Source organism: Azospirillum sp. ST 5-10, from assembly GCF_051225715.1.
Lineage (GTDB): Bacteria > Pseudomonadota > Alphaproteobacteria > Azospirillales > Azospirillaceae > Azospirillum.
In genome coordinates, this window is the sequence record NZ_JBPJSP010000005.1 from 153,050 (window position 1) to 177,498 (window position 24,449).

Annotated in this window: 25 protein-coding genes; 15 read left to right on the plus strand and 10 right to left on the minus strand. The window is 71.3% G+C overall.

The features are described from left to right. Window positions 1-6: 6 nt before the first annotated feature. Together ACSBPG_RS08295 and ACSBPG_RS08300 are read left to right on the plus strand one after the other, a co-directional pair. Window positions 7-1,167 (plus strand): EAL domain-containing response regulator, encoded by a 1,161-nt coding sequence (locus ACSBPG_RS08295; RefSeq protein WP_435536666.1) that lies wholly within the window; start codon window positions 7-9, stop codon window positions 1,165-1,167. Window positions 1,168-1,240: 73 nt separating this feature from the next. After that, complete coding sequence (locus ACSBPG_RS08300; RefSeq protein WP_435536667.1) at window positions 1,241-2,122, plus strand: methyltransferase domain-containing protein; 882 nt, start codon at window positions 1,241-1,243, stop codon at window positions 2,120-2,122. Between the two features lie 19 nt (window positions 2,123-2,141). Here the strand turns inward: ACSBPG_RS08300 and ACSBPG_RS08305 are convergent, their stop codons facing one another. Then, window positions 2,142-2,912, minus strand: a complete 771-nt coding sequence (locus ACSBPG_RS08305) for a sulfite exporter TauE/SafE family protein (protein ID WP_435536668.1) — start codon at window positions 2,910-2,912, stop codon at window positions 2,142-2,144. 71 nt (window positions 2,913-2,983) lie between these two features. Continuing rightward, a complete protein-coding gene (locus ACSBPG_RS08310; RefSeq protein ID WP_435536669.1) occupies window positions 2,984-3,577 on the minus strand; it encodes a hypothetical protein in 594 nt (197 codons plus the stop codon). A gap of 339 nt (window positions 3,578-3,916) precedes the next feature. Between ACSBPG_RS08310 and ACSBPG_RS08315 the strand changes: the two genes are divergently transcribed. From ACSBPG_RS08315 to ACSBPG_RS08325, 3 genes are read left to right on the plus strand one after another with little or no spacing between them, the layout of a single operon-like run. Then, window positions 3,917-4,483, plus strand: coding sequence for an ankyrin repeat domain-containing protein (locus ACSBPG_RS08315; protein ID WP_435536670.1), 567 nt, complete (start codon window positions 3,917-3,919; stop codon window positions 4,481-4,483). Between the two features lie 13 nt (window positions 4,484-4,496). Next, entirely contained in the window at window positions 4,497-5,483 is a 987-nt protein-coding gene (locus ACSBPG_RS08320) for a cobalamin biosynthesis protein CobD/CbiB (protein WP_435536671.1), read from the plus strand. 32 nt (window positions 5,484-5,515) lie between these two features. Then, window positions 5,516-5,857, plus strand: a complete 342-nt coding sequence (locus ACSBPG_RS08325; protein WP_435536672.1) for a hypothetical protein — start codon at window positions 5,516-5,518, stop codon at window positions 5,855-5,857. Here the strand turns inward: ACSBPG_RS08325 and ACSBPG_RS08330 are convergent. From ACSBPG_RS08330 to ACSBPG_RS08350, 5 genes are all read right to left on the minus strand, one after another. Next, window positions 5,803-6,567, minus strand: coding sequence for a transglutaminase domain-containing protein (locus tag ACSBPG_RS08330; protein WP_435536673.1), 765 nt, complete (start codon window positions 6,565-6,567; stop codon window positions 5,803-5,805). The genes ACSBPG_RS08325 and ACSBPG_RS08330 overlap by 55 nt on opposite strands. 93 nt (window positions 6,568-6,660) lie before the next feature. Next, entirely contained in the window at window positions 6,661-7,110 is a 450-nt protein-coding gene (locus ACSBPG_RS08335) for a flagellar basal body-associated FliL family protein (RefSeq protein WP_435536674.1), read from the minus strand. Between the two features lie 95 nt (window positions 7,111-7,205). Beyond that, window positions 7,206-7,655, minus strand: coding sequence for a large conductance mechanosensitive channel protein MscL (gene mscL, locus ACSBPG_RS08340; RefSeq protein WP_435536675.1), 450 nt, complete (start codon window positions 7,653-7,655; stop codon window positions 7,206-7,208). 91 nt (window positions 7,656-7,746) lie between these two features. Next, window positions 7,747-10,500: a preprotein translocase subunit SecA gene (secA, locus tag ACSBPG_RS08345; RefSeq protein ID WP_435536676.1), complete on the minus strand. Its 2,754-nt coding sequence runs from the start codon at window positions 10,498-10,500 to the stop codon at window positions 7,747-7,749. 570 nt (window positions 10,501-11,070) lie between these two features. Beyond that, a complete protein-coding gene (locus ACSBPG_RS08350; RefSeq protein ID WP_435536677.1) occupies window positions 11,071-11,421 on the minus strand; it encodes an aegerolysin family protein in 351 nt (116 codons plus the stop codon). Window positions 11,422-11,835: 414 nt separating this feature from the next. On the opposite strand from ACSBPG_RS08350, the gene ACSBPG_RS08355 reads away from it, so the two are divergent. The 5 genes from ACSBPG_RS08355 (at window position 11,836) to ACSBPG_RS08375 (ending at window position 15,976) form a co-directional block, all read left to right on the plus strand. Next, window positions 11,836-12,795 carry a peptidylprolyl isomerase gene (locus ACSBPG_RS08355; protein ID WP_435536678.1) on the plus strand — a complete coding sequence of 320 codons (960 nt, stop codon included), beginning with the start codon at window positions 11,836-11,838 and terminating at the stop codon, window positions 12,793-12,795. 199 nt (window positions 12,796-12,994) lie between these two features. Beyond that, window positions 12,995-14,233, plus strand: coding sequence for a bifunctional glutamate N-acetyltransferase/amino-acid acetyltransferase ArgJ (gene argJ / locus ACSBPG_RS08360; protein ID WP_435536679.1), 1,239 nt, complete (start codon window positions 12,995-12,997; stop codon window positions 14,231-14,233). Between the two features lie 7 nt (window positions 14,234-14,240). Continuing rightward, the gene (locus ACSBPG_RS08365; RefSeq protein WP_435536680.1) at window positions 14,241-14,798 is read left to right on the plus strand and encodes a GNAT family N-acetyltransferase; all 558 of its coding nucleotides are present in this window, start codon (window positions 14,241-14,243) and stop codon (window positions 14,796-14,798) included. After that, window positions 14,795-15,241 (plus strand): (deoxy)nucleoside triphosphate pyrophosphohydrolase, encoded by a 447-nt coding sequence (locus ACSBPG_RS08370; RefSeq protein ID WP_435536681.1) that lies wholly within the window; start codon window positions 14,795-14,797, stop codon window positions 15,239-15,241. The genes ACSBPG_RS08365 and ACSBPG_RS08370 overlap by 4 nt, the downstream gene beginning before the upstream one ends. 66 nt (window positions 15,242-15,307) lie before the next feature. After that, the gene (locus ACSBPG_RS08375) at window positions 15,308-15,976 is read left to right on the plus strand and encodes a glutathione S-transferase family protein (protein ID WP_435536682.1); all 669 of its coding nucleotides are present in this window, start codon (window positions 15,308-15,310) and stop codon (window positions 15,974-15,976) included. A 68-nt stretch (window positions 15,977-16,044) separates the two neighbouring features. On the opposite strand, the gene ACSBPG_RS08380 is transcribed toward ACSBPG_RS08375, so the two are convergent. Genes ACSBPG_RS08380 through ACSBPG_RS08390 form a run of 3 tightly spaced genes read right to left on the minus strand, consistent with a single transcriptional unit; the run spans window position 16,045 to window position 19,008 of the window. Next, window positions 16,045-17,730: a thiamine pyrophosphate-binding protein gene (locus tag ACSBPG_RS08380; RefSeq protein ID WP_435536683.1), complete on the minus strand. Its 1,686-nt coding sequence runs from the start codon at window positions 17,728-17,730 to the stop codon at window positions 16,045-16,047. Window positions 17,731-17,734: 4 nt separating this feature from the next. Then, complete coding sequence (locus tag ACSBPG_RS08385; RefSeq protein WP_435536684.1) at window positions 17,735-18,058, minus strand: NIPSNAP family protein; 324 nt, start codon at window positions 18,056-18,058, stop codon at window positions 17,735-17,737. A gap of 38 nt (window positions 18,059-18,096) precedes the next feature. Next, on the minus strand, window positions 18,097-19,008 hold the full coding sequence (locus ACSBPG_RS08390) for an NAD(P)-dependent oxidoreductase (protein ID WP_435536685.1): 912 nt from the start codon (window positions 19,006-19,008) through the stop codon (window positions 18,097-18,099). 260 nt (window positions 19,009-19,268) lie between these two features. Between ACSBPG_RS08390 and ACSBPG_RS08395 the strand changes: the two genes are divergently transcribed. From ACSBPG_RS08395 to ACSBPG_RS08415, 5 genes are read left to right on the plus strand one after another with little or no spacing between them, the layout of a single operon-like run. Continuing rightward, the gene (locus tag ACSBPG_RS08395) at window positions 19,269-20,255 is read left to right on the plus strand and encodes a sialic acid TRAP transporter substrate-binding protein SiaP (RefSeq protein ID WP_435536686.1); all 987 of its coding nucleotides are present in this window, start codon (window positions 19,269-19,271) and stop codon (window positions 20,253-20,255) included. Between the two features lie 28 nt (window positions 20,256-20,283). Further along, complete coding sequence (locus tag ACSBPG_RS08400; RefSeq protein WP_435536687.1) at window positions 20,284-20,883, plus strand: TRAP transporter small permease; 600 nt, start codon at window positions 20,284-20,286, stop codon at window positions 20,881-20,883. Then, entirely contained in the window at window positions 20,880-22,157 is a 1,278-nt protein-coding gene (locus ACSBPG_RS08405) for a TRAP transporter large permease (RefSeq protein ID WP_435536688.1), read from the plus strand. The genes ACSBPG_RS08400 and ACSBPG_RS08405 overlap by 4 nt, the downstream gene beginning before the upstream one ends. A gap of 33 nt (window positions 22,158-22,190) precedes the next feature. Beyond that, window positions 22,191-22,934 (plus strand): FadR/GntR family transcriptional regulator, encoded by a 744-nt coding sequence (locus tag ACSBPG_RS08410; protein WP_435536689.1) that lies wholly within the window; start codon window positions 22,191-22,193, stop codon window positions 22,932-22,934. A 24-nt stretch (window positions 22,935-22,958) separates the two neighbouring features. Then, complete coding sequence (locus tag ACSBPG_RS08415; protein ID WP_435536690.1) at window positions 22,959-24,404, plus strand: aldehyde dehydrogenase family protein; 1,446 nt, start codon at window positions 22,959-22,961, stop codon at window positions 24,402-24,404. Window positions 24,405-24,449: the final 45 nt, after the last annotated feature.

Genomic DNA, 24,449 nt, shown 5'->3' on the forward strand with positions numbered 1-24,449 from the left:
AAAGGGATGTCGAACCGCCTCCTCATCATTGACGACGACGCGGCCGTCTGCGCCTTCGTGGCGACGGTTGCCAAGTCGTGCGGCTTCGAGGTCGGCACGGTGACCAAGGTCGACGACTTCTACGACATGGTGGCCGATTGGCGGCCGACCCACATCGTGCTGGACCTGCACATGCCGGACGCCGACGGCGTCGAGGTGCTGCGTTTCCTCGCCGACCGCCGGTGCCGGGCGCGCATCGTCGTGATGAGCGGGGTCGACCAGAGGATCATCGAGGCGGCGCGGCACCTCGGCGTCGGCAGCGGCCTCGACATCGCGGCGATGGTGCAGAAGCCGGTGCGCGTCCAGGAGCTGCGGCGGGTGCTCGACGGCATCGGGCGGGCGGCGGACGTCATCGACGAGGCGGCGCTGCGGCGGGCCATCGCCGCCGGCGAGTTCGAGCTGGTCTACCAGCCCAAGGTCACCCTGGTCGAACCGCCGGCGCCGGACGGCCGCCCGCGCACCGCCGGCTTCGAGGCGCTGCTGCGCTGGCGCCACCCGCAGCGCGGCGTGCTGCCGCCGGACGCGTTCCTGCCGCTCGCGGAGACGCTGGCGCTGATGGACGACCTGACCGACACCGTCGTCGACCAGGCGCTGACGCAGGTCCAGGCGTGGCGCGACGCCGGGTTCCGGACGACGCTGGCGCTCAACATCTCGGCGGCGAACCTGCACGCCGCCGCCTTCGCCGACCGGCTGGTCGCCCGCGTCCGCCAGGCCGGGGTGGCGCCTGACGCCATCGTCATCGAGCTGACGGAAACCGTCGCCATGACCGATCCCATCAAGGCCATGGACATCCTGACGCGGCTGCGCCTGAAGGGTTTCCGCCTGGCGATCGACGATTTCGGCACCGGCTATTCGTCGCTGGTCCAGCTGCAGCGTCTGCCCTTCTCCGAGCTGAAGGTCGACCGCCTGCTGGTGGCCGACTGCGCGACCTCCGGCCAGTCGCGCATGATCGTCAAGGCGGCGATCGACCTCGCCCACGCGCTGGGCATGACCGCCTGCGCCGAGGGCATCGAATCCGCCGAGGTCCTGGCGGTGGTGCGCGAGCTCGGCTGCGACCTCGCCCAGGGCTACCACATCGCCCGGCCGATGCCGGCGGCCGAGACCGTCGCCTGGCTGCGCCGTTCCTGAGGTGCCGGGCGGGACGCCCGTCGCGCGGACAAGACTCCTTGTGGGGGTGCGGCATCGGGCTATAGTTCCGGCCATGACCGATTCCATGACCGTCTTCGACCGCACGCTCGTCCGCCGCCGCCGCGACCGTGCCGCCCCCGGCTTCGCCGGGCACGCCTTCCTGTTCGAGGAGGTCGCCGAGCGCCTCGCCGACCGGCTCGACGACGTGTCGCGCGACTTCCCCCGTGCCCTCGACCTCGGCAGCCGCGACGGCGTCCTCGGCCGGGCGCTGGCCGGGCGCAAGGGCATCGACTCGCTGGTCGCCTGCGAGCTGTCGGAGGCTCTGGCGCGCCGCGCCGGTGTGCCGGCCGTGGTGGCCGACGGCGAATTCCTGCCGTTCGCCGAAGCGTCGTTCGACCTGGTGGTGTCCAACCTCGACCTGCACTGGGTCAACGACCTGCCGGGCGCGCTGATCCAGGTGCGCCGGGCGCTCAGGCCCGACGGCTTCTTCTGCGCCGCCATGCTGGGCGGCGAGACGCTCGTCGAGCTGCGCCAGTGCCTGTACGAGGCGGAGCAGACGGTGTGCGGGGGATTCAGCCCGCGCGTGTCGCCGTTCGCCGAGGTGCGCGACGCCGGCGGCCTGCTGCAGCGCGCCGGCTTCGCCCTCCCGGTGGTCGACACCGACACCTTGACGGTCACCTACGGTGACGCGTTGGCGCTGATGCGCGACCTGCGCGGCATGGGAGAGACGAACGCGGTCCTGGCGCGGCGCCGGGTGCCGGCGCGGCGCGAGATGATCCTGGAGGCGGCGCGCCTCTACGCCGAGCGGTTCGCCGAGCCGGACGGCCGCATCCCCGCGACCTTCCAGGTGCTCTACCTCGCGGGGTGGGCGCCGCACGAGAGCCAGCAGCAGCCGCTGAAGCCGGGCAGCGCCACCCATCGCCTGGGCGACGCGCTGAAGGGCGGCTGCGGCTGAGCGGCCTTGCGGCCGCGCCCTACACCAGGCTCCACGCCATCCAGCCCAGCACGGCGGCGTTGACCGCCATGATCAGCGGGGCGGCGTGGGCGACGGCGCTGCGCCAGGCGCGCGCCGCCAGATGGCCGGCGAGGCCGACCGCCAGCAGGCTGGGCAGGGTGCCCAGCGCGAAGGCGGCCATGCCGACGGCGCCGGTCAGGGCGTTGCCGCTCGCCGCGGCGACGGCGACGGCGCCGTACAGCAGGCCGCAGGGGATGAAGCCCAGCGCCAGGCCCAGCGCGTAGCCGCGCCAGCCCACCGGGTTGCCGAACAGCGGCCGGGCGCGCCCGGCCACCCACTCCCCCCAGCGCCGCTGCAGCGGGCTGTCGAGGTGCGGCAGCAGCGCCGCCACCCCGCGCAGGGCGTAGGCCAGGAAGAACAAGGCGGCGAAGGCGAGCAGCGCCACCGACAGCCACTTCAGGCCGGGCAGCGCGCCGACATGGCCGGCCACCGCGGCGGCGGCGGCGCCGATGCCGGCGTAGGTGGTGGCGCGGCCGAGATGGTACGGCAGCGCCGCCGCGCCGGCCAGCCGGTGGAACTCGCTCATGCGCGCCGCCGGCACCCGCTCCAGCCGGGCACCGACCTGGGCCAGCACGAACGGTCCGCACATGCCGACGCAGTGGGTGGCGCCGCCGACCAGCCCGGCGGTCAGCAAGGCCAGCAGCAGGCCGCCGTCACGGTCGACGACGAGAGCGCACTGGCCGAGGCCGGCTTCGAGCAGGGAGAGCACGGACGGGGCGTCCACGGGCATCCTCCGGGTCAGGGACCCGGGCAATGTGGCGTGTGGACGGCCCCTTGCCCATGACGTGGGTCAATGAAGGCTCAGTCGGCGCCCGACTGCGGCACCTCGTGCACCTCCACGGGCCGGGCGCCGTGGCGGCCGAGGATCGTCCGCGCCTGCGCCTCCTGGGTGGCGTCGCGCAGGTTGACCCACAGCAGGATGCCGCCCTTGTCCAGATGCTGGCGCAGCGGCTCGTTGCGCTTGTCGGTCAGCCATTGCGAGAGCACGCTGCCGACGGCGCCGCCGCCCACCCCGGCGGCCGCGGCGGCGAGCGCCGCCGCCAGCGCGGTGCCGCCGGTGGCGACCACGGCCCCGGTGGCGATGATGGCGCCGACATAGGCCGGCACGCCGATGGCCACGCCGCGGGCGTCGCCCTCGTCCTCGGGCGCCACGAACGACTGGCGCGGCGCGTCGGGGTCGTGCTTGGCCTCGTCGACGCTGCGCGGCACGCGGCCCAGCGTGCCTTCGATGGTCTGGTTGTTGGCCATGAGGCTCAGCTCGGAGCGATCGAACCCGGCCAGCGACAGTTCGTCGACGGCGCGTTGCAGCGCCTCGGCGCTGTCGAAGATTCCCACGGCCTCACGGACCACGCCTCGCGTGGCCCGCTCCCGGCCGGTATCGGTCTGGTGCGTCATCGCGTCCTCCGTTTCCGCACAGGGAAACGGGGGGCCGGTGCGGAAGTTCCCGGCCGCCGGCGCCCGCCCGGCGCCGTGACGGCGGGGGCCGGCACGACGCCGCGCGGCTCCGGCAGGCCGGCCAGGAACCACCACAGACCCAGCCCGATCAGCAGGGCCTTCGCGGCGAGGACGAGCGCGACGTGGCGGACGAGCGGGTTGCGCATCATGGCGGGGCGCCGGATGGTGGCGGGGGCCGCGGGTGGCCGTCTGGTCAGCGGCCGCGGTTGCCGCTACTATGCGCCCGCCGTCCGCGGGAGCGCCACCGCGGCGGACGGCGGATTGGCGAAGGGGGGTTACGTGAAACGACGGATTGCGGCCAGCGCGTTGGCGCTCGGCCTTTTGACGTTGGCGGCGGCCGGGCCGGCGCGCGCGGACGTGACGCTGTTCACCGGACCCGACCTGTACAAGGCGGTGGAGACCGGTGACATCAAGACGGTGCGCCAGTTGCTGCTGCGCGGTGCCAATCCGAACGGCGTCGGCGCCGGCGGCAAGACCCCGCTGATCGTCGCCGTGCAGAGCGAGCGGATCGACATCGCCACCGCGCTGCTGGAGAACCGGGCGACCACCAGCCGCGTCGACCCGGTCGGCAACAGCGCGCTCTACTGGGCGGCGACCCAGGGCAACGCCGATCTGGTCGAACTGCTGATCGCGCACGGCGCCCGTGTCGACCAGGAGAACCGCCAGGGCATGACGCCGCTGATGGCGGCGGCCCGGGCCGGCGCGGTCGATGTCGTCGACCGGCTGCTGAAGCACGGCGCCAGCGTCGACAAGGCCGACTTCACCGGCCGCAGCGCGCTGTCCTGGGCCGAGGAGGGGCGCAACGGCCGGATCGTCGCCACGCTGCGCAAGGCTGGCGCGCACTGACCGGCCTCCGGCCATGATCGCCACCGTCTTCGGCGGCCCCGGGCCGGTCTTCCTGTTGCTGCTGGCGCTCGCCATCGACGCGGCGGCGGGCGACTGGGTCGGCCGTCTGCTGCCGGATCCGGCCGGCCTGTCGGCGCGCCTGTGCGGCGTCCTCGACCGCCGCCTCAATCGTCCGGAACGCGGCGCCGCGACGCGGCTCGTGCGCGGCGCGCTGGTGGTGCTGGCGCTGCTGCTCGCCGCCGCGGCGGCCGGCCTCGTGGTGGAGTGGCTGAGCGGTGCCGCCAACGGCGGCTGGCTGCTCGAACTGGCGGTGCTGCTGGCGGTGGTGCGCGGGCGGGCCGCCTGGACGCGGGCGCGGGCGGTGCGTCGGGCCCTCGACGGGCCGGGCCTCGCCGCCGGGCGCGAGGCGCTGGCCGGGCTGACGCGGCGGCCCGTCCACGCCCTGGACGCCCACGGCGTCGTCCGCGCCGCCGTCGAGCATCTGGCCAAGGCGTTCGACCGCAAGGCGGTGGCGCCGGCCTTCTGGTACGTGCTGCTGGGGGTGCCGGGATTGCTGGCCTGGGCCGCGGTGGACGGGGCCGACCGGGCGGTGGGGCACGCCGGCGTGCGCCATCAACGCTTCGGCCTCACCGCGGCGCGGATGGACGACGCGCTGAACGCCCTGCCGGCCCGGCTGGCCGGGCTGCTGCTGGTCCTGGCGAGCCCCTTCGTCGCCACCGCCAGCCTGCGCGGCGCCGCCACCACGGTGCTGCGCGACGCCCGCCGGCACCCGTCCCTCAACATGGGCTGGCCGCTCGCCGCCACCGCCGGCGCCCTCGGGCTGGCGCTCGTCGGGCCGTTCCGCGACGGCGGCGTGACCGTCAGCGAGCCGTGGATCGGCGGTGGCCGGGCGCGGGCCGTGCCGGCCGACATCGACCGGGCGTTGGCGCTGACGGCGCTGGCCGACCTGCTGCTGGTGCTGCTGGTCGGGCTGCTGATGGTGGCGATGCAGGGGCTGTGAGCGATCGGTGGCCGTGACGCGGTCGCCACGGAATGGATGTGAAGGGATGTCGGCAATCGATAGGGCTCTCGCCATCGTCGCGTTCGGCAGCGGCCGCGGCTGCCGCGCGGCGGCATCGTGCCGCCACCCGTCGGCTCGACGCGCTGGCGCAGCGCTACGCCCTCGCGGCGGCCGGGGCGACGGTCGCGATCGCCGTCGCCGCCTATGGCGCCTGGCAGACCTGGTGGCTCTGCGGCATCGCGCTGACCGCCCTGGTGACGGTCACCGCGGCGCGGCCCGCGGCCGACGATCCGGCGCGCGCCGCGGAGGGGAACGGGGGTCAGCGGAAATTGTGGGAGAACTCCGCCCAATCGACGTCGGGCACCGGCGTGTAGGGGGGATAGAAGCGGCCGTGCCGGCTGTACAGGCCGTAGACCCAGGTGAACGGCCCGGTGAAGATCGGGTTGATCGGCGCCATGCCCGGCTTTGCCCAGGCGGTGCCGGTCGTCCGCCGCAGCGCCGGCATGTCGAGGGGGCGGCCGTCGGCGGTCAGCGCGATCCAGCGTGCGTTGGAATCGACGACCAGCCAGCCCCGCTCGGTCAAAACCTCCGTCACGGCATGGGACGCGGTCCCCGACGTCATCAGCGCCCGCCACGCCGAGCCCGCCTCCGCCATGCTGTAGACCGCCACGTGCCGGGTCGCCATGCCGTGCAGACGCAGGACGGTCTCTATGGCCCGGCTGCGGTCGTAGCACAGCCCATATCCCGCGGCCACCACGTCGGCGAGGTCACGGCTGCCGCCCAGCGGCAGACCCCGGTCGATCGGCGCGGCGCCCAGCACCGCGTCCTGGACCGCCGTGACCAGGGCGATTTCGGCCGCGAAGCCGTCCGGGGCGGCGAAGCCGGACCAGCCGGGCAGCGCCGCCGTCATCAGGGCCGCCGCGGCCCCGCGGTCCGCCGCCGGAATGGTGGACGGCACGTCGTTCCAGGCGAGGATCGCGACGCCGGCGGCCAGCAGGATCGACAGGGTGGCGAGGGCGATCCGGCGACCGCGCCCGACCGGACGTTTCAGGCCGACCGCCGTCGGCATGGGGTGGGTTGCCATCGCGTGTCCACGGGGTCCGAAGAAGCGGCGGCATTGTACCATCGGCCGGCGCCAGTCCGTAAGGAGTCACCGGGGCGGGACCGCCCGGGCCGCCTACTTGACCACCATGCGTTCGATCAGCACGCGGCGGACGACGTTGCGGCCGGTCTCGCGGTGCACCGCGTCGGCGACCGAGTCCTTGACCCGCTCCGCCGACCCCGGCCCGAGCAGGCCCGCCTCGCCGTAGTCGCGGATGTCGTCGTAGAGGCGGTCGCCGATCCGTTCGATCACGTCGTCGGCGAAGCCGGGATCGGTGCGCGGCGCCAGTTCGAGCGAGACCTTGAGGTCGAGGGACCGCCGGCCGCCCAGCTCGAATTCCCAGGCGGGCAGGGAGGCGACCGGCGGCCGCGGGCCCATGCGGGCGACCACCGCGCGGCGCTCGGCGTAGCGCTCGACGGCGATCACGCCGCCGAAGCCGAGGCCGGCCAGCGTCGCCAGGACGCCGACCACCGCCACCAGCAGGCGTGTCGGCGACGTCTCTTTGCGGTGGCCGCGGCTGTCCATGATGCGGCCTTCCATCGCGAGGATCGCCTTCCAGTATAGAGGGATCGGCGCCGCCGCGGGAGTCCGCGACGGGCGGACACCACGCCGCAGCCCGGTCAGGGGGACGGCGGCCGGTCGCCGGGGGCGTGCAGACGGTCGCGCAGCAGGTCGCGGATCTCGCCCAGCAGCACTTCGTCGCGCGGCGGGGCGGGCGGCGGCGTCGGCTTGGCGGCCTGGTGGCCGTGGAGGCGGTTGACCTGCTTGACGACGACGAACAGCGCGGCGGAGACGATGAAGAAGTTGATCACGGCGTTGAGGAAGCGGCCGTAGTTGATGGTGGCCGCCCCCGCCGCCTCCGCCGCGGCGAGGCTCTCGTAGGCGCCGCCGGACAGGTTGATGTAGTAGTTGGAGAAGTCCAGCCCGCCCATGATCCAGCCGAGCGGCGGAGTCAGCACATCCTTCACCAGCGAATTGACGATGCCGGTGAACGCCGCGCCGATGACGATGCCCACCGCCAGATCCACCACGTTGCCGCGGCTGACGAAGGTGCGGAACTCCTGCCACATGCCAAGCCTCCTGCGCTCGGCCAGGACAACGGCCAAGTTCCCGCCCGGTTCCCCCCGCTCACCGCGGCCGCGGCGGGAGGGGGCTCCCGCGTCACTCCACCTTGCCGTGGCAGTGCTTGTACTTCTTGCCCGAACCGCAGGGGCAGGCGGCGTTGCGCGGCGTGCGCGCCCACTCGTCGCCGGCCGCGGCGCCCAGGGCCGGGGCCATCGCGGCGGCGCCGGCGCTGCGGCGGACCATGCCGTCGGGCAGCGGCGCGTTCTCGTGCCCTTCGGCCGCCATCTCGGCGCCCGCCATGGCCAGGGCGGGATCGTCGCGGCCCTCGTGCATCTCCGGCTGGGGGCGGGCGAACAGGTCGGCCGCCTGCGGCGCCATGCGGATCTCGACGTGCATCAGCACCGCGGTGGTCTGCTCGCGCAGGTGGGCGAGCATGCTCTCGAACAGCTCGAACGCCTCGCGCTTGTACTCGTTCAGCGGGTCGCGCTGGGCGTAGGCGCGCAGCGAGATGCCCTGGCGCAGGTGGTCGAGCTGGAGCAGGTGGTCCTTCCACTCCTGATCGAGGATCTGCAGCAGCAGGCTCTTCTCCACGTGCCGCATGGTCTCCGGCCCGTAGTCCGCCACCTTCTGGGCGTACTTGCGGTCGGCGGAGTCGCGGACGCGCTCCTCGATCTCCGGCTCGGCGATGCCCTCCTCCTTGGCCCAGTCGGCGACCGGCAGGTCGAGGGCGAGCACGCGGTTGATCTCCTCGTGCAGGCCGGCCATGTCCCACTGCTCGGGGTAGGAGTTGGGCGGGATGCGCGCCGTCACCATCTCCTGCACCACCTGGTGTCGCATCGCCTTGATCGAGTCGCCGATGTCGTCCGTCTCCATGATCTCGCGGCGCTGCTCGTAGACCACCTTGCGCTGGTCGTTCATCACGTTGTCGAACTTGAGCAGGTTCTTGCGGATCTCGAAGTGGTGCGCCTCGACCTTCTGCTGCGCCTTCTCCAGGGCCTTGTTGATCCAGGGATGGACGATCGCCTCGCCCTCCTTGAGGCCGAGGCGCTGCAGCATGCCGTCCATGCGGTCGGAGCCGAAGATGCGCATCAGGTCGTCCTGCAGCGACAGGAAGAACTTCGACGCGCCGGGATCGCCCTGGCGGCCCGAGCGGCCGCGCAGCTGGTTGTCGATGCGCCGGCTCTCGTGCCGCTCGGTGGAGATGACGTAGAGACCGCCGGCCTTCTTCACGACCTCGCGGGCGGCCTCGACCTCCTGGCGGATGCGGGCGACCCGCGCCTCGCGCTCCGGCCCCTCGGGCAGGTCGGCCAGCTCGGTGGCGACGCGCATTTCGACGTTGCCGCCGAGCTGGATGTCGGTGCCGCGGCCGGCCATGTTGGTGGCCACCGTCACCGCGCCGGGCCGGCCGGCCTGGGCGACGATGTAGGCCTCCTGCTCGTGGTGGCGGGCGTTGAGGACGTTGTGCGGGATGTTCTTCTTCTTGAGGAAGGCCGACAGCAGCTCGGACTTCTCGATCGACGTGGTGCCGATCAGCAGGGGCTGCTGGCGGGTCCGGCACTCCTCGATCAGCTCGACGATGGCGTTGTACTTCTCCTGCGCCGTCCGGTAGACCTCGTCGTCCTCGTCCTTGCGCTGGACCGGCACGTTGGTGGGGATCTCCACCACCTCCAGCCCGTAGATCTCGGCGAACTCCGCCGCCTCGGTCATCGCCGTGCCGGTCATGCCCGACAGCTTGGGATAGAGGCGGAAGTAGTTCTGGAAGGTGATCGACGCCAGCGTCTGGTTCTCGCGCTGGATCTCCACCTTCTCCTTGGCCTCCAGCGCCTGGTGCAGGCCCTCGGAGTAGCGCCGGCCCTCCATCATGCGGCCGGTGAACTCGTCGATGATGATGACCTTGTCGTCCTTGACGATGTAGTCCTTGTCGCGCTGGAACAGGGTGTGGGCGCGCAGCGCCTGCTGGGCGTGGTGGACCAGCGCCACGTTCTGGATGTCGTAGAGGCCGCCCACCTTCAGCAGGCCGGCCTCCTTCAGCAGCTCCTCCATGTGCTCCTGACCGGCCTCGGTCAGCGAGACGGCGCGCTGCTTCTCGTCCTTCTCGTAGTCCTCGGCGGTCAGCTTCGCCATCAGGGCGTCGACCTGGACGTACATCTCCGAGGAATCGGTGGACGGGCCGGAGATGATGAGCGGCGTGCGCGCCTCGTCGACCAGGATCGAGTCGACCTCGTCGACGATGGCGTAGTTGAAGGGCCGCTGCACCAGATCCTCGGCGCGGAACTTCATGTTGTCGCGCAGATAGTCGAAGCCGAACTCGTTGTTGGTGCCGTAGGTGATGTCGCTGTCGTAGGCGGCGCGGCGCTCGTCGTCGGTCAGGCCGTGGACGATGCAACCCACCGTGAGGCCGAGGAAGCGGTAGACGCGGCCCATCCACTCGCTGTCGCGCTTGGCCAGGTAGTCGTTCACCGTCACGACGTGGACGCCCTTGCCCTGCAGGGCGTTGAGGTAGACGGGGAGGGTGGCGACCAGGGTCTTGCCTTCGCCCGTCTTCATCTCGGCGATGCGGCCCTGGTGCAGCACCATCCCGCCCATGAGCTGCACATCGAAATGGCGCTGGCCGAGCACGCGCCGCGCCGCCTCGCGCACGGTGGCGAAGGCGTCGGGCAGGACGTCGTCGAGGGTCTCGCCGTTGTTCAGGCGCTCGCGCAGCCGGCGGGTGCGGTCGCGCAGCTCGTCGTCGGAGAGTTTCGTCAGCTCGGGTTCCAGCGCGTTGATCTGCTGGACCGGCTTGTGCAGGGCCTTGACGACGCGCGTGTTGGCGGTGCCGAAGAACTTGCGGGCGAGAGCACCGAACATGAAAAACCTCGGACGGAAACGAGAAGGGCAAGGCAGCCCTCGGACGGCTCTCACATAGGACCGTTGGGCCGACAAGTCAACGAGACCGCTCGGGAGAGAGAGGGGCCGCCGGTCCGGCGGCGATCGCTCCGGTGATCGCCGAGCGGTCGCGCGCCTTCGGGGGTCCGGCGGCCCGCGGGCGCTCCACCCGCCGGGCGCGCGGGGGGCGCGGGCTCGGCCGGCACGGGCGGTTCGCGGCGAACGGCGCCCCGCCGCTCGCCGTGCGCAGCCCGAAATGGGCGGCGGTGCCGGCCGGCGAGCCGTCGCCCAGCGGCCCCGGTTCGCCGCCGACGCGGTGCGGCTCCCCGTCGGGCGCCGGCGCCACCAAGTGGAGCGGGCAAGTGGAGCGGGCAAGTGGAGCGGGCGCAGGGCGAGTCGCGCGCCATCGCGCGTCATTGCGCGGATGATGGCGGATGACGGTCGTGGACGCGATGCCGCTCGCGTTCGGGCGCGACCGGTTCGCCCGCTTCCGCGCCGCCGACACGCTGCGCCGCCGGCGGGCGCCCGCGAGGGGCGCCCGCCGCGCCGCCGTTATGCGACGGCGAGGGTGTAGCTCACGGTGGAGTTGTCGCCGGAGGTGCCGTTGGTGACGACCTGGAAGCCCTTGGGCGCCGACGCGCTGTATTCGTTGGAGCCGACATACGGGTTGTCGAAGTAGAACGACGAGACCCCCGCCGAGCCGACGAGATAGGTGACCGTTCCTTCCACGCCGGTCATGAAGCCGTCGGACTCGGCCATCCAGCTCCCGGTGGCGCCGGGGGCGATGGTCGACGGCGGATACTGGTTCTCCGACCAGATGCCGTGATCCAGCTTGGCGCTGTTGAGAACCAGGGTGTCGTTGGTGTTGTTCCGAACCGTGGCAGTCACACTGCGAGCCGACATTGTCTTTCTCCTGTTTTCATATTGATTGATGTGATGCGACATGAACTGAACGAATCGCGCTGTTGTTTCGGTAATGCGCGGATGAGTTCATGGGCAAGCGAATATTGGATTTTATAATTTCCTGTGAACAAGAGAAAAAATGCGACAATATGAGTCAATTACAGCATTGTGACATACGAATACTTGGGTATGTCGAATATCGGGTTATGCGTTCCATCCCGGCGCCGAGGCGAGATCTGTCCGGACGGGCCCATCGCGCCGGCGGGCGCGCTCCGGCGGCGTCGACGCTCGCTTGCCAGCGCCGACGCACCATGCTTAATGCCGACACGGGGACACGGATGCGGGGTGCCGGCGGGCGGCCCCGGCCTCCCCAGTTCGACCGCCGACGTCCGCCGGAAGGATGGAGACACCAGAATGAACCGAGTGCTTCGCGCAGCCCTCCTGTCGTTGGCCGCGAGCGGCGTCGCCCTGGGGGCGCATGCCCAGGGAACCCCGCCGGCCCCGGCCGCAACGGCGGCCCAGGAGTCCCCGAGCGGGACGGCGGCGCAGCAGCCGGCGGATCCGGTGATCGCCCGCGTCGACGGGCAGGAGATCCACGCCTCCGACCTCATGCGCATGGCCGGCCAGCTGCCGCCGCAGGTGCGCCAGATGCCGCTGGAGATGCTCTATCCCGCGATCCTGGAGCAGCTCGTCAACCAGAAGCTCATCGCCGGGGCCGGCTACAAGGCCGGGCTGCAGGGCAGCGAGCAGGTGAAGCAGGAGCTCAAGGCCGCCGAGGAGCGCGCGGTGCAGCGCGCCTACGTCGAGCAGAAGATCCAGGAGCGCATCACGCCGGAGGCGCTCGACGAGGCCTACAAGCAGTACCTCAAGGACAACCCGTCGCAGGAGGAGGTGAAGGCGTCGCACATCCTCGTCGAGAACGAGGCCGAGGCCAAGGAGATCATCGACCAGCTGCAGAAGGGCGGCGACTTCGCCAAGATCGCCAAGGAGAAGTCGAAGGACACCGCGGCCGCCGCGCAGGGCGGCGACCTCGGCTACTTCACCAAGGACGCGATGGTCGAACCGTTCGCCGAGGCCGCCTTCGCCATGAAGCCGGGCGACATCAGCAAGGCGCCGGTGCAGACGCAGTTCGGCTGGCACGTCATCAAGGTGGAGGACCGCCGCACGCCGGAGCCGCCGACGCTCGATCAGGTGAAGCCGGATCTGGAGCGCGAGCTGTCCAAGGAGATCGTCGCCGGGCTGGTGGACGAACTGCGCACCACCGCCAAGATCGAGACCTACCAGCTCGACGGCTCGCCGATGCCGGCGGCGGGCGAGCCGGCCAAGGAGGGGGGCGACGCGGAGGCCAAGCCCGACGCGGCGAAGAAGCCGTAATCCGGCGCGCCGCTTCCGTCCGCCGCCGGCGTGGCGGAACGCCGGTCGCACGGGGGCCGTTGCGGCCGGCGCGGCAGGACCGCGCCGGCCGGCTCCCGTGAAACCCGTTCAAATCCGCCGGGTCCGTGTCTATCTTGTGCGCCGGCCGGCGCGGCGCGCCGGCATGAACGAACGCTCCAGGTTCCAGGGAACACCGTCCATGGCACTGCCCGTCTCCCCGCTCGCTCCCGCCGCCTTTCCGACCCTTGCGCCGGTGGCCGGCGTGCGCCTGGCGACCGCCAACAGCGGCATCCGCTACAAGGGGCGCGACGACCTGCTGTTCGCGGTGCTCGATCCCGGGACCACGGTGGCCGGGGTGCTGACCCGCTCGCTGGCGGCGTCGGCGCCGGTGGAATGGTGCCGCATGGCGCTGCCGCACGGTTTCGCCCGTGCCCTGGTGGTCAACGCCGGCAACGCCAACGCCTTCACCGGCAAGGCGGGCGACGCCACGGTGCAGGCGACGGTGCGGGCCGCCGCGGAGGTCGCCGGCTGCGCCCCGGAGGAGGTCTACGTCGCCTCCACCGGCGTCATCGGCCAGCCTCTGCCGGCCGACGCCATCGCCCGGTCCCTGCCCGGCATGGCCGGCGGCTTCGCCGCGACCCCGGAGGCCTGGGAGCGCGCGGCGCGCGCCATCATGACCACCGACACCTTCGCCAAGGGCGCCACCCGCACCGCGAAGATCGGCGGCACCACGGTGACCATCAGCGGCTTCTGCAAGGGCTCCGGCATGATCGCGCCGGACATGGCGACCATGCTGGGCTACGTCTTCACCGACGCCGCCATCGCCGCGCCGGCGCTGCAGGCGCTGCTCTCGGAGCTGACCGAGAAGACCTTCAATTCGATCACCGTCGACAGCGACACCTCGACCTCCGACACGCTCCAGCTGTTCGCCACGGCCAAGGCCGGCAACGTGCCGGTCGCCCACGCCGAGGACCCCGGCCTGGTGGAGTTCCGCGCGGCGCTGGAGGGGCTGATGCTCGACCTGGCGCAGCAGATCGTGCGCGACGGCGAGGGGGCGACCAAGTTCGTGACGATCCGCGTCACCGGGGCGGCGAGCGACGCCGCCGCCAAGCGCATCGGCCTGTCGATCGCCAACTCGCCGCTGGTCAAGACCGCCATCGCCGGCGAGGACGCCAACTGGGGCCGCATCGTCATGGCGGTGGGCAAGGCCGGCGAGCGGGCCGACCGCGACCGGCTGAAGATCGCCATCGGCGGCACGCTGATCTGCGCCGAGGGGATGGAGGTGCCGGGCTACGACGAGGCGCCGGTGGCCGCCCACATGAAGGGCAAGGAGATCGACGTCGCCGTCGACATCGGCCTGGGCGGCGGCTCGGCCACGGTGTGGACCTGCGACCTGACCCATGGCTACATCGACATCAACGGCAGCTACCGGAGCTGACGGCGCCGTGCCGGACCTGCCCGACACCCTGGGCACGGCGCGGCTGCTGCTGCGCCCGTTCCGCGCCGGCGACATGGCAGCCGTGGTGCCGCTGATCGGCGACTGGGAGGTGGCGCGCTGGCTGGCGCGCGTGCCGCATCCCTACACCGCCGGGGACGCCGCGGCCTGGGTCGCCCTGTGCGCGGCGAACCGGGCCGCCGGCCGGTCGCTCGACCTGCTGGCGGTGCGCCGGACCGACGGCGTTCCGGTCGGCGGGGCCGGCCTGGCGCTGGACTCCGGCGAACTCGGCTACTGGGTCGGGCGGCCCTTCCAGGGCAACCGCTTCGCCGGCGAGATGGTCGGCGCGCTGCTGGGCTGGGCCTTCGCCGTGGCGGGGCTGCCCCGGGTGTGGGCCTGCACGCACCCGGACAACGGTCCGTCGCAGCGCCTGCTGCGGCGGCTCGGTTTCGCCGACGGCGGCCTGCGCGACCATGATTTCGCCCTGCGCGGCGGGCGCCGGCCGGGGCTCCACCACGACCTGTCCGCCGACCGCTGGCGGGCCCTGCCGGGAGACGCGCCGCCATGAGCACCGCCTGCTTCGACCCCAACTCCACGCCGCCCGCCGGCTCGGCGCCGGTGCTGCTGGTGGCGGCGGTGGCCCTGGTCGATCCCGACGGCCGCGTGCTGCTGGCCCGCCGGCCGCCGGGCAAGCCGCTGGCCGGCCTGTGGGAGTTTCCCGGGGGCAAGGTGCACGCCGACGAGACGCCCGAGGCGGCCCTGGTGCGCGAGCTGAAGGAGGAGCTGGACGTCGACACCGCGGCGAGCTGCCTCGCCCCTTTCACCTTCGCCTCGCACCGCTACGAGAGCTTCCATCTGCTCATGCCGCTCTATGTCTGCCGGGTCTGGAACGGCACGGTGACGGCGCTGGAGGGGCAGCAGCTGGCCTGGGTCTACCCCAACCGCATGGCCGACTATCCCATGCCGCCGGCCGACGTGCCGCTGGTGGCGATGCTGCGCGACCTGCTGTAGGAAACCGGTGACCGGCCGATCGGCCGATTGTGCCGCGGCGATCCCTTGGGCTACAGTCCGCCCGCCATGCGAATTCTGTACCACCATCCGCTCTCCCCGCTGTCGCGCCTGGCGCGCGTCGCCCTCGCCGAAAAGGGGCTTCCCTTCGAGGCGGTGATCGAGAAGCCGTGGGAACGCCGCGAGGAGTTCCTGGCCCTCACCCCGGCGGCCGAGGTGCCGGTGCTGGTCGAGGACGACGGTACGGTGATCGCCGACGGGTTCGCGCTGCTGGAGTACCTGGAGGAGGCCTATCCCGGCCAGCCGCTGATGCCGCCCGAGGTGGCCGGCCGGGCCGAGGTGCGCCGCCTCGTCCAGTGGTTCACCCGCAAGTTCGACCGCGAGGTGACCGAGAACCTGGTCGGCGAGAAGCTGGTCAAGCGGGTGTCCGGCCAGGGCCAGCCCTTCGCCCCGGCGATCCGCGCCGGGCTGGCCAACATCCACTACCACCTCGACTACATCGCCTATCTGGCGGAGCGGCGGACCTGGCTGGCCGGTTCCTTCTTCTCGCTGGCCGACCTGGCGGCGGCGGCGGAGCTGAGCTGCGTCGACTATCTCGGCGACGTGCCGTGGGACGAGAACGAGGAGGCCAAGGACTGGTACTCCCGGCTGAAGTGCCGCCCCAGCTTCCGCGCCCTGCTCGCCGACGCCATTCCCGGCTGCCCGCCGCCGCGGCACTACGCCGACCTGGACTTTTAGAGCGGGGCCACTCCAGGTGGAATCACCTGGAGTGGCCCCGCTCTAAATTCAGATGTTTCGAGCAAGATTCACGCTCCCGCGGCGGCCCGCATGGCCGTCAGGGTGGTCCGCGGGGTGATGACGTCGGGGTCGACCCGCAGCTCCAGAAGGGCCGGGACGCCGGCCGCCAGCGCCCGCTCGAACGCCGCCGGGAACGCACCGGTGTCTTCCACCGTCTCGCCGTAGGCCCCGAAGCTGCGGGCGTAGGCCGCGAAATCGGGGTTGACGAGCGCGGTGCCGCTGATGCGGCCGGGATAGTGGCGTTCCTGGTGCATGCGGATGGTGCCGAACATGCCGTTGTTGACCACGAGGAACACCACCGGCGCGTCGTACTGCACCGCGGTCGCCAGCTCCTGCCCGGTCATCAGGAAGCAGCCGTCGCCGGCGAAGCAGACCACGGGGGCTTGCGGTCGCACCAGCTTCGCGGCGACCGCCGCGGGCACGCCGTAGCCCATGGCGCCGCTCGCCGGGGCGAGCTGGGTGCGGTAGCGCCGGTGCTGATAGAAGCGGTGCACCCAGACCGTGTAGTTGCCGGCCCCGTTGGTGATGATCGCCTCGGGCGGCAGGCGGGACCGCAGGTGCGCCATCACCTCGCCCATGTCGACGCCGCCGCGCCCGGCGGTGTCGCTGCGCGCGTGCTCGAGGTTGGCGAGGTAATCGGCGCGCGCCGCGGCGAGGTGGTCGCGCCACGCCGCGGAGTCGACGGGCTCCAGCGCCCGCGCCGCGGCGAGGAACTGCGGCGACCCCGCGTGGATCGGCAGGTCGGCCTGGTAGACCCGGCCCAGCTCCTGCGCGGCGGCGTGGACGTGCACCAGGGTCTGGCGCGGGCAGGGGATGTCGAGGAGGGTGTAGCCGCTGGTCGGCATCTCGCCGAGGCGCGCGCCGACGGCCAGGATCAGGTCGGCCCCGCGGATGCGGCGGGCGAGCGCCGGATTGATGGCGATGCCGACGTCGCCGACGTAGTTGGGATGGGTGTTGTCGATGAAGTCCTGGCAGCGGAACTCCGCGGCCACCGGCAGCCCGTTGGCCTCGGCGAAGGCCAGCAGGTCGCGCGACGCCTCGGCCGTCCAGCCGCCGCCGCCGACGATCATCAGCGGCCGCTGCGCCGATGCCAGCAGGCGCCGCATGGCGTCGAGGTCGTCAGCGCCGGGATGGGCCTGGATCACGTGATAGGGGCGGGCGTCGGCGACCTCGGCGGTCTCGCTCAGCATGTCCTCCGGCAGGGCCAGGACCACCGGTCCGGGCCGGCCGGACGCGGCGACGTGGAAGGCGCGCCCGACCATCTCCGGGATGCGGGCGGCGTCGTCGATCTGGGCGACCCACTTGGTCAGGGGCCCGAACATGCGGCGGTAGTCGATCTCCTGGAACGCCTCGCGTTCGGCCATGCCGCGGCCGACCTGGCCGACGAACAGGATCATCGGCGTGGAGTCCTGGAACGCCGTGTGCACGCCGATCGAGGCGTTGGTGGCGCCGGGGCCGCGGGTGACGAAGCAGATGCCGGGGCGGCCGGTCAGCTTGCCGTAGGCCTCCGCCATGTTGGCCGCACCGCCTTCCTGGCGGCAGACGATCAGGCGGATCGCGTCGGCGGCGTCGTGCAGGGCGTCGAGCACCGCCAGATAGCTTTCGCCGGGGACGCAGAACGCCATGTCCACGCCGTGGGTGCGCAGGGCGTCGACCAGGATGCGGCCGCCGGTCCGCGGGGCTGGAGCGGGCATCGTCTCACCTCCGGATCGGTGCGAAAGACACCGGGGTCATCAGCCGGTTCTCCTGCTTCACGAGATAGCCGGCCTCCGCGCTGATCTGGCGGTAGGTGGCCCACTCCGGATCGGCCTCCAGGGCGGCGCGGCGGCGGGCGCGGTCGGCCGCATCCTCGTAGACCCAGATGTGCATATAGCTGTTCTGCTCCCCGCTCTCGGTCACCATGTAGGCCAGCGGTTCGCCCAGGTGCTTCTTCTGGATGGCGAAGCCGTGCTTCTCATAGAGGTCGAGGTGGGACTTCAGCGTCCCGGGGCGGGCGGTGTAGGTGCGGACGTCGAGCAGCATGGTCGACCCTCTTCAAAAAACGTCGGATGGGGGGATGCCTATTGCGGCAGGCGGGCGGGAACGCCCGTCAGGCGCTCGTACACCTCGATCACCGACGTGACGTTGCCGTCGGCGTGGCCCGAGGCGCTGGCAAGCGCGTAGAGCTGATGCACCGTCTCGCCCAGGAAGGTCGGGAAGCCCACCGACTCGGCCCAGCGGGCGTAGTACTTGACGTCCTTCTGGGCGTTGTGGAGCGCGTACCAGGGCGTGAAGTCACCAGCCAGGACGGCCGGCGCGTAGAGCTGGAACATGCCGCTGTTGGCGCCGGCGGTGGAGATGATGTCGAACAGCTTCTTGAGGTCGAGCCCCTCCTTGGCGGCCAGCGCCAGCCCCTCGCAATAGGCCGCCACGTTGGAGATGGCGATGTAGTTGTGGATCAGCTTGAGCCGGATGGCGTGACCGACCGGGCCGATGTGGAAGACGTTCTCGGCGTAGCAGGCGAAGACCGGCCGCACCGCGTCCAAGGTCGCCTCGTCGGCTCCCACCAGGGCGTTCACCTGGCCCGCCTCGGCGTGCTTGGGCGTGCGCGTCAGCGGCGCCTCGACGAAGCGGGCCCCCTTGCCGGCCAGCCCCGCGGCGAGGCGGTCCACCAGCTCCGGGTTGGTGGTGGTGTGGTCGACCACGATCAGGCCGGGATGCGCCCCGGCCAGCACGCCGTCGGCACCGAACGCCAGCGCTTCGACATCCTCGGCGGTGTTGACGCACAGGATCAGCACGTCGCAGGCGCCGGCCAGGGCGGCAACCCCCGACGCCTCGCGGGCGCCCTTGGCGAGAAGGCGCTCCACCGCTTCGCGCCGGCGGTCGAGCACGGTCACGTCCTGTCCCTTCTCCAGCAGGTTCCTGGCCAGGCCGTGGCCCATCAGTCCAAGGCCGATGAAGCCGATCCGCGGCCGTTCCGTCGTGTTTGCCATGCTGTCTCTCTCCTCCCGACGCCGGAAAACCGGCCCGTTGCGACATGTTACTTCGCTGCGCCGCAACACAAAGACCGGTAATTGCGGCGATCAACCATCCTGCGACAGTATGCAAAAACCAGATTGTCAGACAATATGATTTTCAGCTGGACGCGTGCGGTTTGTTGTGCCTACGATCATTCCGTCGGGCACCGCTGCGCAGCGGCGACCGCTCGCCAAACAGCCAAAAACGCCGGCACCGGCCGGCCGGAGGAGGAACGATGACCCGATTGAAGAGCCGTCTGGCGCTCGGCGCCGCACTGACGCTGGTGGGCACCCTTTCGGCGGCGTCCGGGGCCGCGGCCGACACCTTCAGGTTCGGCCACGTCTTCAGCAAATCGCACCCGATGGCCGTCTGCGCCGACCAGGCCGCCGCCGCGATCGCCAAGCGCACCGACGGGCGCCACACGGTGCAGGTCTATCCCGACTCGACCCTGGGCAACGAGACCGCGCTCTACGAGTCCATGAGCCTGGGCGGCGTCGACATGATGTACACCGGCGCCTTCTTCGCCGGGAACGCCTACGGTCCGGCCGCCATCGGCAACGCGCCCTTCGCCTTCCGCGACCTCGACCATTGGAAGGCGTTCGCCTGGGGCAGCGACCTGATGAAGGACATCGCCGCCGGCTTCTCCGAGAAGACCGGGAATTCGATCATCGCCGCCACCTACTACGGGACGCGGCATGTCACCGCCAACACGCCGGTGAAGACCCCCGCCGACCTCAAGGGCATGAAGATCCGCGTCCCCAACGCCCCCGCCTTCGTCACGACGTTCAAGGCGTTCGGCGCCAACCCGACGCCTCTTCCCTTCGCCGAGGTCTACCTGGCCCTGCAGCAGCGCGTGGTCGACGCCCAGGAAAACCCGCTTCCGACCATCGACGCCCAGAAATTCCACGAGGTGCAGAAATACATCGTGCTGACCGGCCACATCTCGGAAACCCAGTACACCATCGTCTCGAACAAGCGCTGGAACGCGCTGTCGGATGCCGACAAGGCGATCTTCCGCGAGGTCTTCGCCGAGGCGGCGCAGACCTGCACCGAGGACATCGCCGGCAAGGAGAAGGAGCTGGTCGCCGAATTCGAGAAGCGCGGCAACCAGGTGCTGGCGGTCGACCGGGCGCCCTTCCAGACGGTCATGGAGCCGCTGCTGGCCAGCGATCAGTTCCCCTGGGGCAAGGACGCCATGGCGCGCCTGCAGGCGATCCGGTGACGCAACTCCCGCCCAATGAGGATGGACGATGAGCGTGGTTTCGGACCAACTCCCCTTCCGGCAGGGGGCGGCCGGCGGCGACGGGCCGCCGGCCGGCGTTCCGGATGCCGACCTCGAGCCCCGCTTCGTCGAGGATTCGGAGTTCGACGCGAGGAGCTTCGCCGTGGAGGACTATGTCGCGTTCGTGTTCTTCTGGTTCATGGCGCTGGTGGTCTTCGCGCAGTTTTTCAGCCGCTACGCGCTGAACGATTCGATCATCTGGACGGAAGAGGTGGCGCGCTACCTGCTGATCGCCGTCACCTTCTTCGGGGCGGCGATGGCGGCCCGGCGCAACAGCCACATCGCGATCGAACTGACCTACCGCCTGCTGCCGGTGCCCATCGCCCGCATTCTCTCCGCGCTGGTGGATGTCCTGCGCACCCTGTTCTACGGCACCTTCTGCTGGCTCGGCGTGGCGGTCTATGAACGCATGCAGGGCAAGCGCCTGGTCTCGCTCGATGTGCCGCTCGACATGGTCTACGGCCTGATCGTCGTCGCCTTTGCCCTGATGACGCTGCGCAGCGCGGCCGTCGCCTGGCGGAACTGGCGCGACGACACCAGCCCCCTGATCGCGGAGGCAAGGCGATGACCTGGCTTCTCTTCGCGTCGGTCGCCCTCCTCCTGGTGATCGGCATGCCGGTCGCGGCGGCGCTCGCCGGAGGTTCGCTCCTTTTCATTGTGGTGTCCGGCGACCTTCCGGAACTGATCGCGCTGCACCGGATGGTCGAGGGGGTGAACAGCTTTCCGCTGTTGGCCGTCCCCTTCTTCATCATGGCCGGTAACCTGATGAATTCCGCCGGCATCACCCAGCGGATCTTCGCCTTCGCCACGTCGATCGTCGGTTGGCTGCGCGGCGGGTTGGGACACGTCAACATCGCGTCGTCCGTGATCTTCGCCGGCATGTCCGGCGCCGCCGTCGCCGACGCGGGCGGCCTCGGCACCATCGAGATCAAGGCGATGCGCGACGCCGGCTACGACGACGACTTCACCATCGGCGTCACCGCCTCGTCCTCGACGATCGGTCCGATCATTCCGCCGAGCCTGCCGCTGGTCATCTACGGCGTGATCGCCTCGGCGTCGATCGGCCAGCTCTTCGTCGCCGGCCTGGTGCCGGGGCTGCTGATGGCCGGCGCGCTGATGGCGATGGTCGCGCTCTACGCCCGGCGGCGCAACTACCCCCGCGATGCGCGGCTGTCGCTGGCCCTGGTCGGCACCACCTTCCGCGGTGCCTTCCTGTCGCTGATGACGCCGGCGCTCATCGTCGGCGGCATTCTCCTGGGGGTGTTCACGCCGACCGAGGCGGCCATCGCCGCCGTCGCCTACGCGCTGTTCCTCGGGCTGGTGGTCTACCGCACGCTCACCCTGCGCGCGCTGTGCCGGGTGACCATGGACACCATCGAGACGACGGCGATCGTCATGTTCATCACCGGGGCCGCCTCGGTGTTCGCGTGGCTGCTCACCACCAACCGGGTCACCGAGCAGTTCGCCGGACTCGTCCTGTCGGTCACCGACAACCCGGTCGTCGTGCTGCTTCTGATCAACCTGATCCTGCTGGTGGTCGGCTGCTTCCTGGAGACCATCGCCGCCATCACCATCCTCGTCCCGGTGCTGCTGCCGATCGCCACGGCGGTTGGGGTCGACCCGGTCCATTTCGGCATCGTCATGGTTCTGAACCTGATGATCGGCCTGTTGACACCGCCGGTGGGGATGGTGCTCTACATCCTGTCGCGGATTTCCAACGTGCCGTTCGACCGGTGCGTGGCGGCCACGCTGCCCTTCATGGTGCCGCTGGTGGTCGTGCTTCTGCTGATTACCTTTGTGCCCCAGTTGACCCTCTGGCTGCCCGGCGTGATCTACCGGTGACCGCGCGGACCCACGGGGAAGGAGACCTCATCGATGGCCAGTGACGAGCGGACCTACCAGACCATCGACCGTCCGCGCCGCTTGCCGGACGAGATCGCCCGCGTCCTGGCACAGGAGATCGAAACCGGCAAACTACGCCCCGGCGACCGCCTGCCCACGGAGCAGAAGCTGGCCGCCGACTTCGGCGTGGCGCGCAGCGTGATCCGTGAGGCGGTGTCCCAATTGAAGTTCGACGGGCGCATCGAATCGCGTCAGGCGCTGGGAACCTTCGTCACCGCCTCGACCAACCGCACCGCCTTCCGCATCGGCCCGGACTGCTTCGCCAAGCGCAAGGAACTGCGCCAGATCCTCGAGCTCTTCCGCAGCGTCCAGTCCGACGCCGCCGGCCTCGCCGCCCAGAACCACACGGACGAGCAGCTCGACGGCATCGAGCAGGCCCTGCGCCGCATGGTCGAGGCCACCGGCGTCGGCCAAGGCGCGCTGGAGGAGCGGGTGCAGGCGGAGCGCGACTTCTACCAGGCGATCGCGGTGGCCTCGGGCAACACCTATTTCCAGGAGTTCATCGAGTTCCTGCACGCACGCCTGCACTCCAACCTCCACAGCGTGCTTCTGAAGCACGTGAAGGCGGCGGAGTGGAGCAACGAGGTGCTCGGCGAGCATCAGGCCGTGTGCGAGGCCATCCGCAATCGCGAAGCCGAGAAGGCGCGCCGCGCCGCCCGCGCCCATTTCAAGAAGGCGGCCAAGCGTCTGGAGCGCCGGGCCGACTTCATCGACTGACACGGATCCAAGGGAACACCGACGATGACCGAAGCGCGCCACTACATCGGCGGCGACTGGGTGGCGAGCGACGCCACCACCGAGAACCGGAACCCCTCCGACCTGTCGGACCTGGTGGGCCTCTACGCCCGGGCCGACACGGGCCAGGTCGAGGCCGCCATCGCCGCCGCCGCCGACGCGTTCCCGGCGTGGTCGCTGTCGACGCCGCAGCAGCGTTTCGATCTGCTGGACGCCGTGGGAAGCATCATCCTGGCGCGGCGCGAGGAGCTGGGCCGGCTCCTGTCGCGGGAGGAGGGCAAGATCCTGCCGGAAGGGATCGCCGAGGCCACGCGCGCCGGGCAGATCTTCAAGTTCTTCGCCGGGGAGGCGCTGCGGGTGCAGGGCGAGGCGCTGGCCTCGGTGCGGCCCGGCGTCGGCGTCGAGGTCACCCGCGAGCCGGTCGGCGTCGTCGGCCTGATCGCGCCGTGGAACTTCCCCATCGCCATTCCGGCCTGGAAGATCGCGCCGGCGCTGGCCTACGGCAACACGGTGGTGTTCAAGCCCGCCGACGCGGTGCCGGGCTCGGCCCACGCGCTGGCCGCCATCCTGGCCGAGGCGGGCGTGCCGCCGGGCGTCTTCAACCTGGTCATGGGCCGCGGCTCGGTGGTCGGCGAGGCGATCGTCGCCTCGCCGCGGGTCGACGCCGTCTCCTTCACCGGCTCTGTGCCCACCGGGCGGCGGATCGCCGCGCGCTGCCTGGAGGGCGGCAAGAAGGTCCAGCTGGAAATGGGCGGCAAGAACCCGCTGGTGGTCCTCGACGACGCCGACCTCGCCACGGCCGTGGCCGTGGCGGTCAACGGCGCTTTCTTCTCCACCGGCCAGCGCTGCACCGCCTCCTCCCGCCTGATCGTGACCGAGGGCATTCACGACCGCTTCGTCGCCGCCATGGTGGAGCGGGTGGGTGCGCTGAAGGTCGGCCACGCCCTGGAGGCGGGAACCGAGATCGGCCCGGTCGTCTCGCAGGACCAACTCGACCAGGACCTGCGCTATGTCGAGATCGGCCGCACGGAGGGTGCCACCCTTGCCGCGGGCGGCGAACGGCTGCGCCGCGACACCGACGGCTACTTCATGGCGCCCGCCCTGTTCACCGACACCACCCCCGCCATGCGCGTCAACCGGGAGGAGATCTTCGGCCCGGTGGCCGCGGTGATCCGGGTGCGCGACTACGAGGAGGCGCTGCACGTGGCCAACGACACCGAGTTCGGCCTGTCCGCCGGCATCTGCACCACGGCCCTGAAGCACGCCGCCCATTTCAAGCGGCACGCGCGGGCCGGCATGGTGATGGTCAACCTGCCGACGGCCGGCGTCGACTACCACGTGCCGTTCGGCGGCCGCAAAGGGTCGAGCTACGGGCCGCGCGAGCAGGGCCGCTACGCCGCGGAGTTCTACACCATCGTCAAGACCGCCTACACCGCGCCCGGCGAACCCTGAGCCGGGGCCCTGAGCCGGGGCCCTGAAACGGGGCCCTGAAACGGG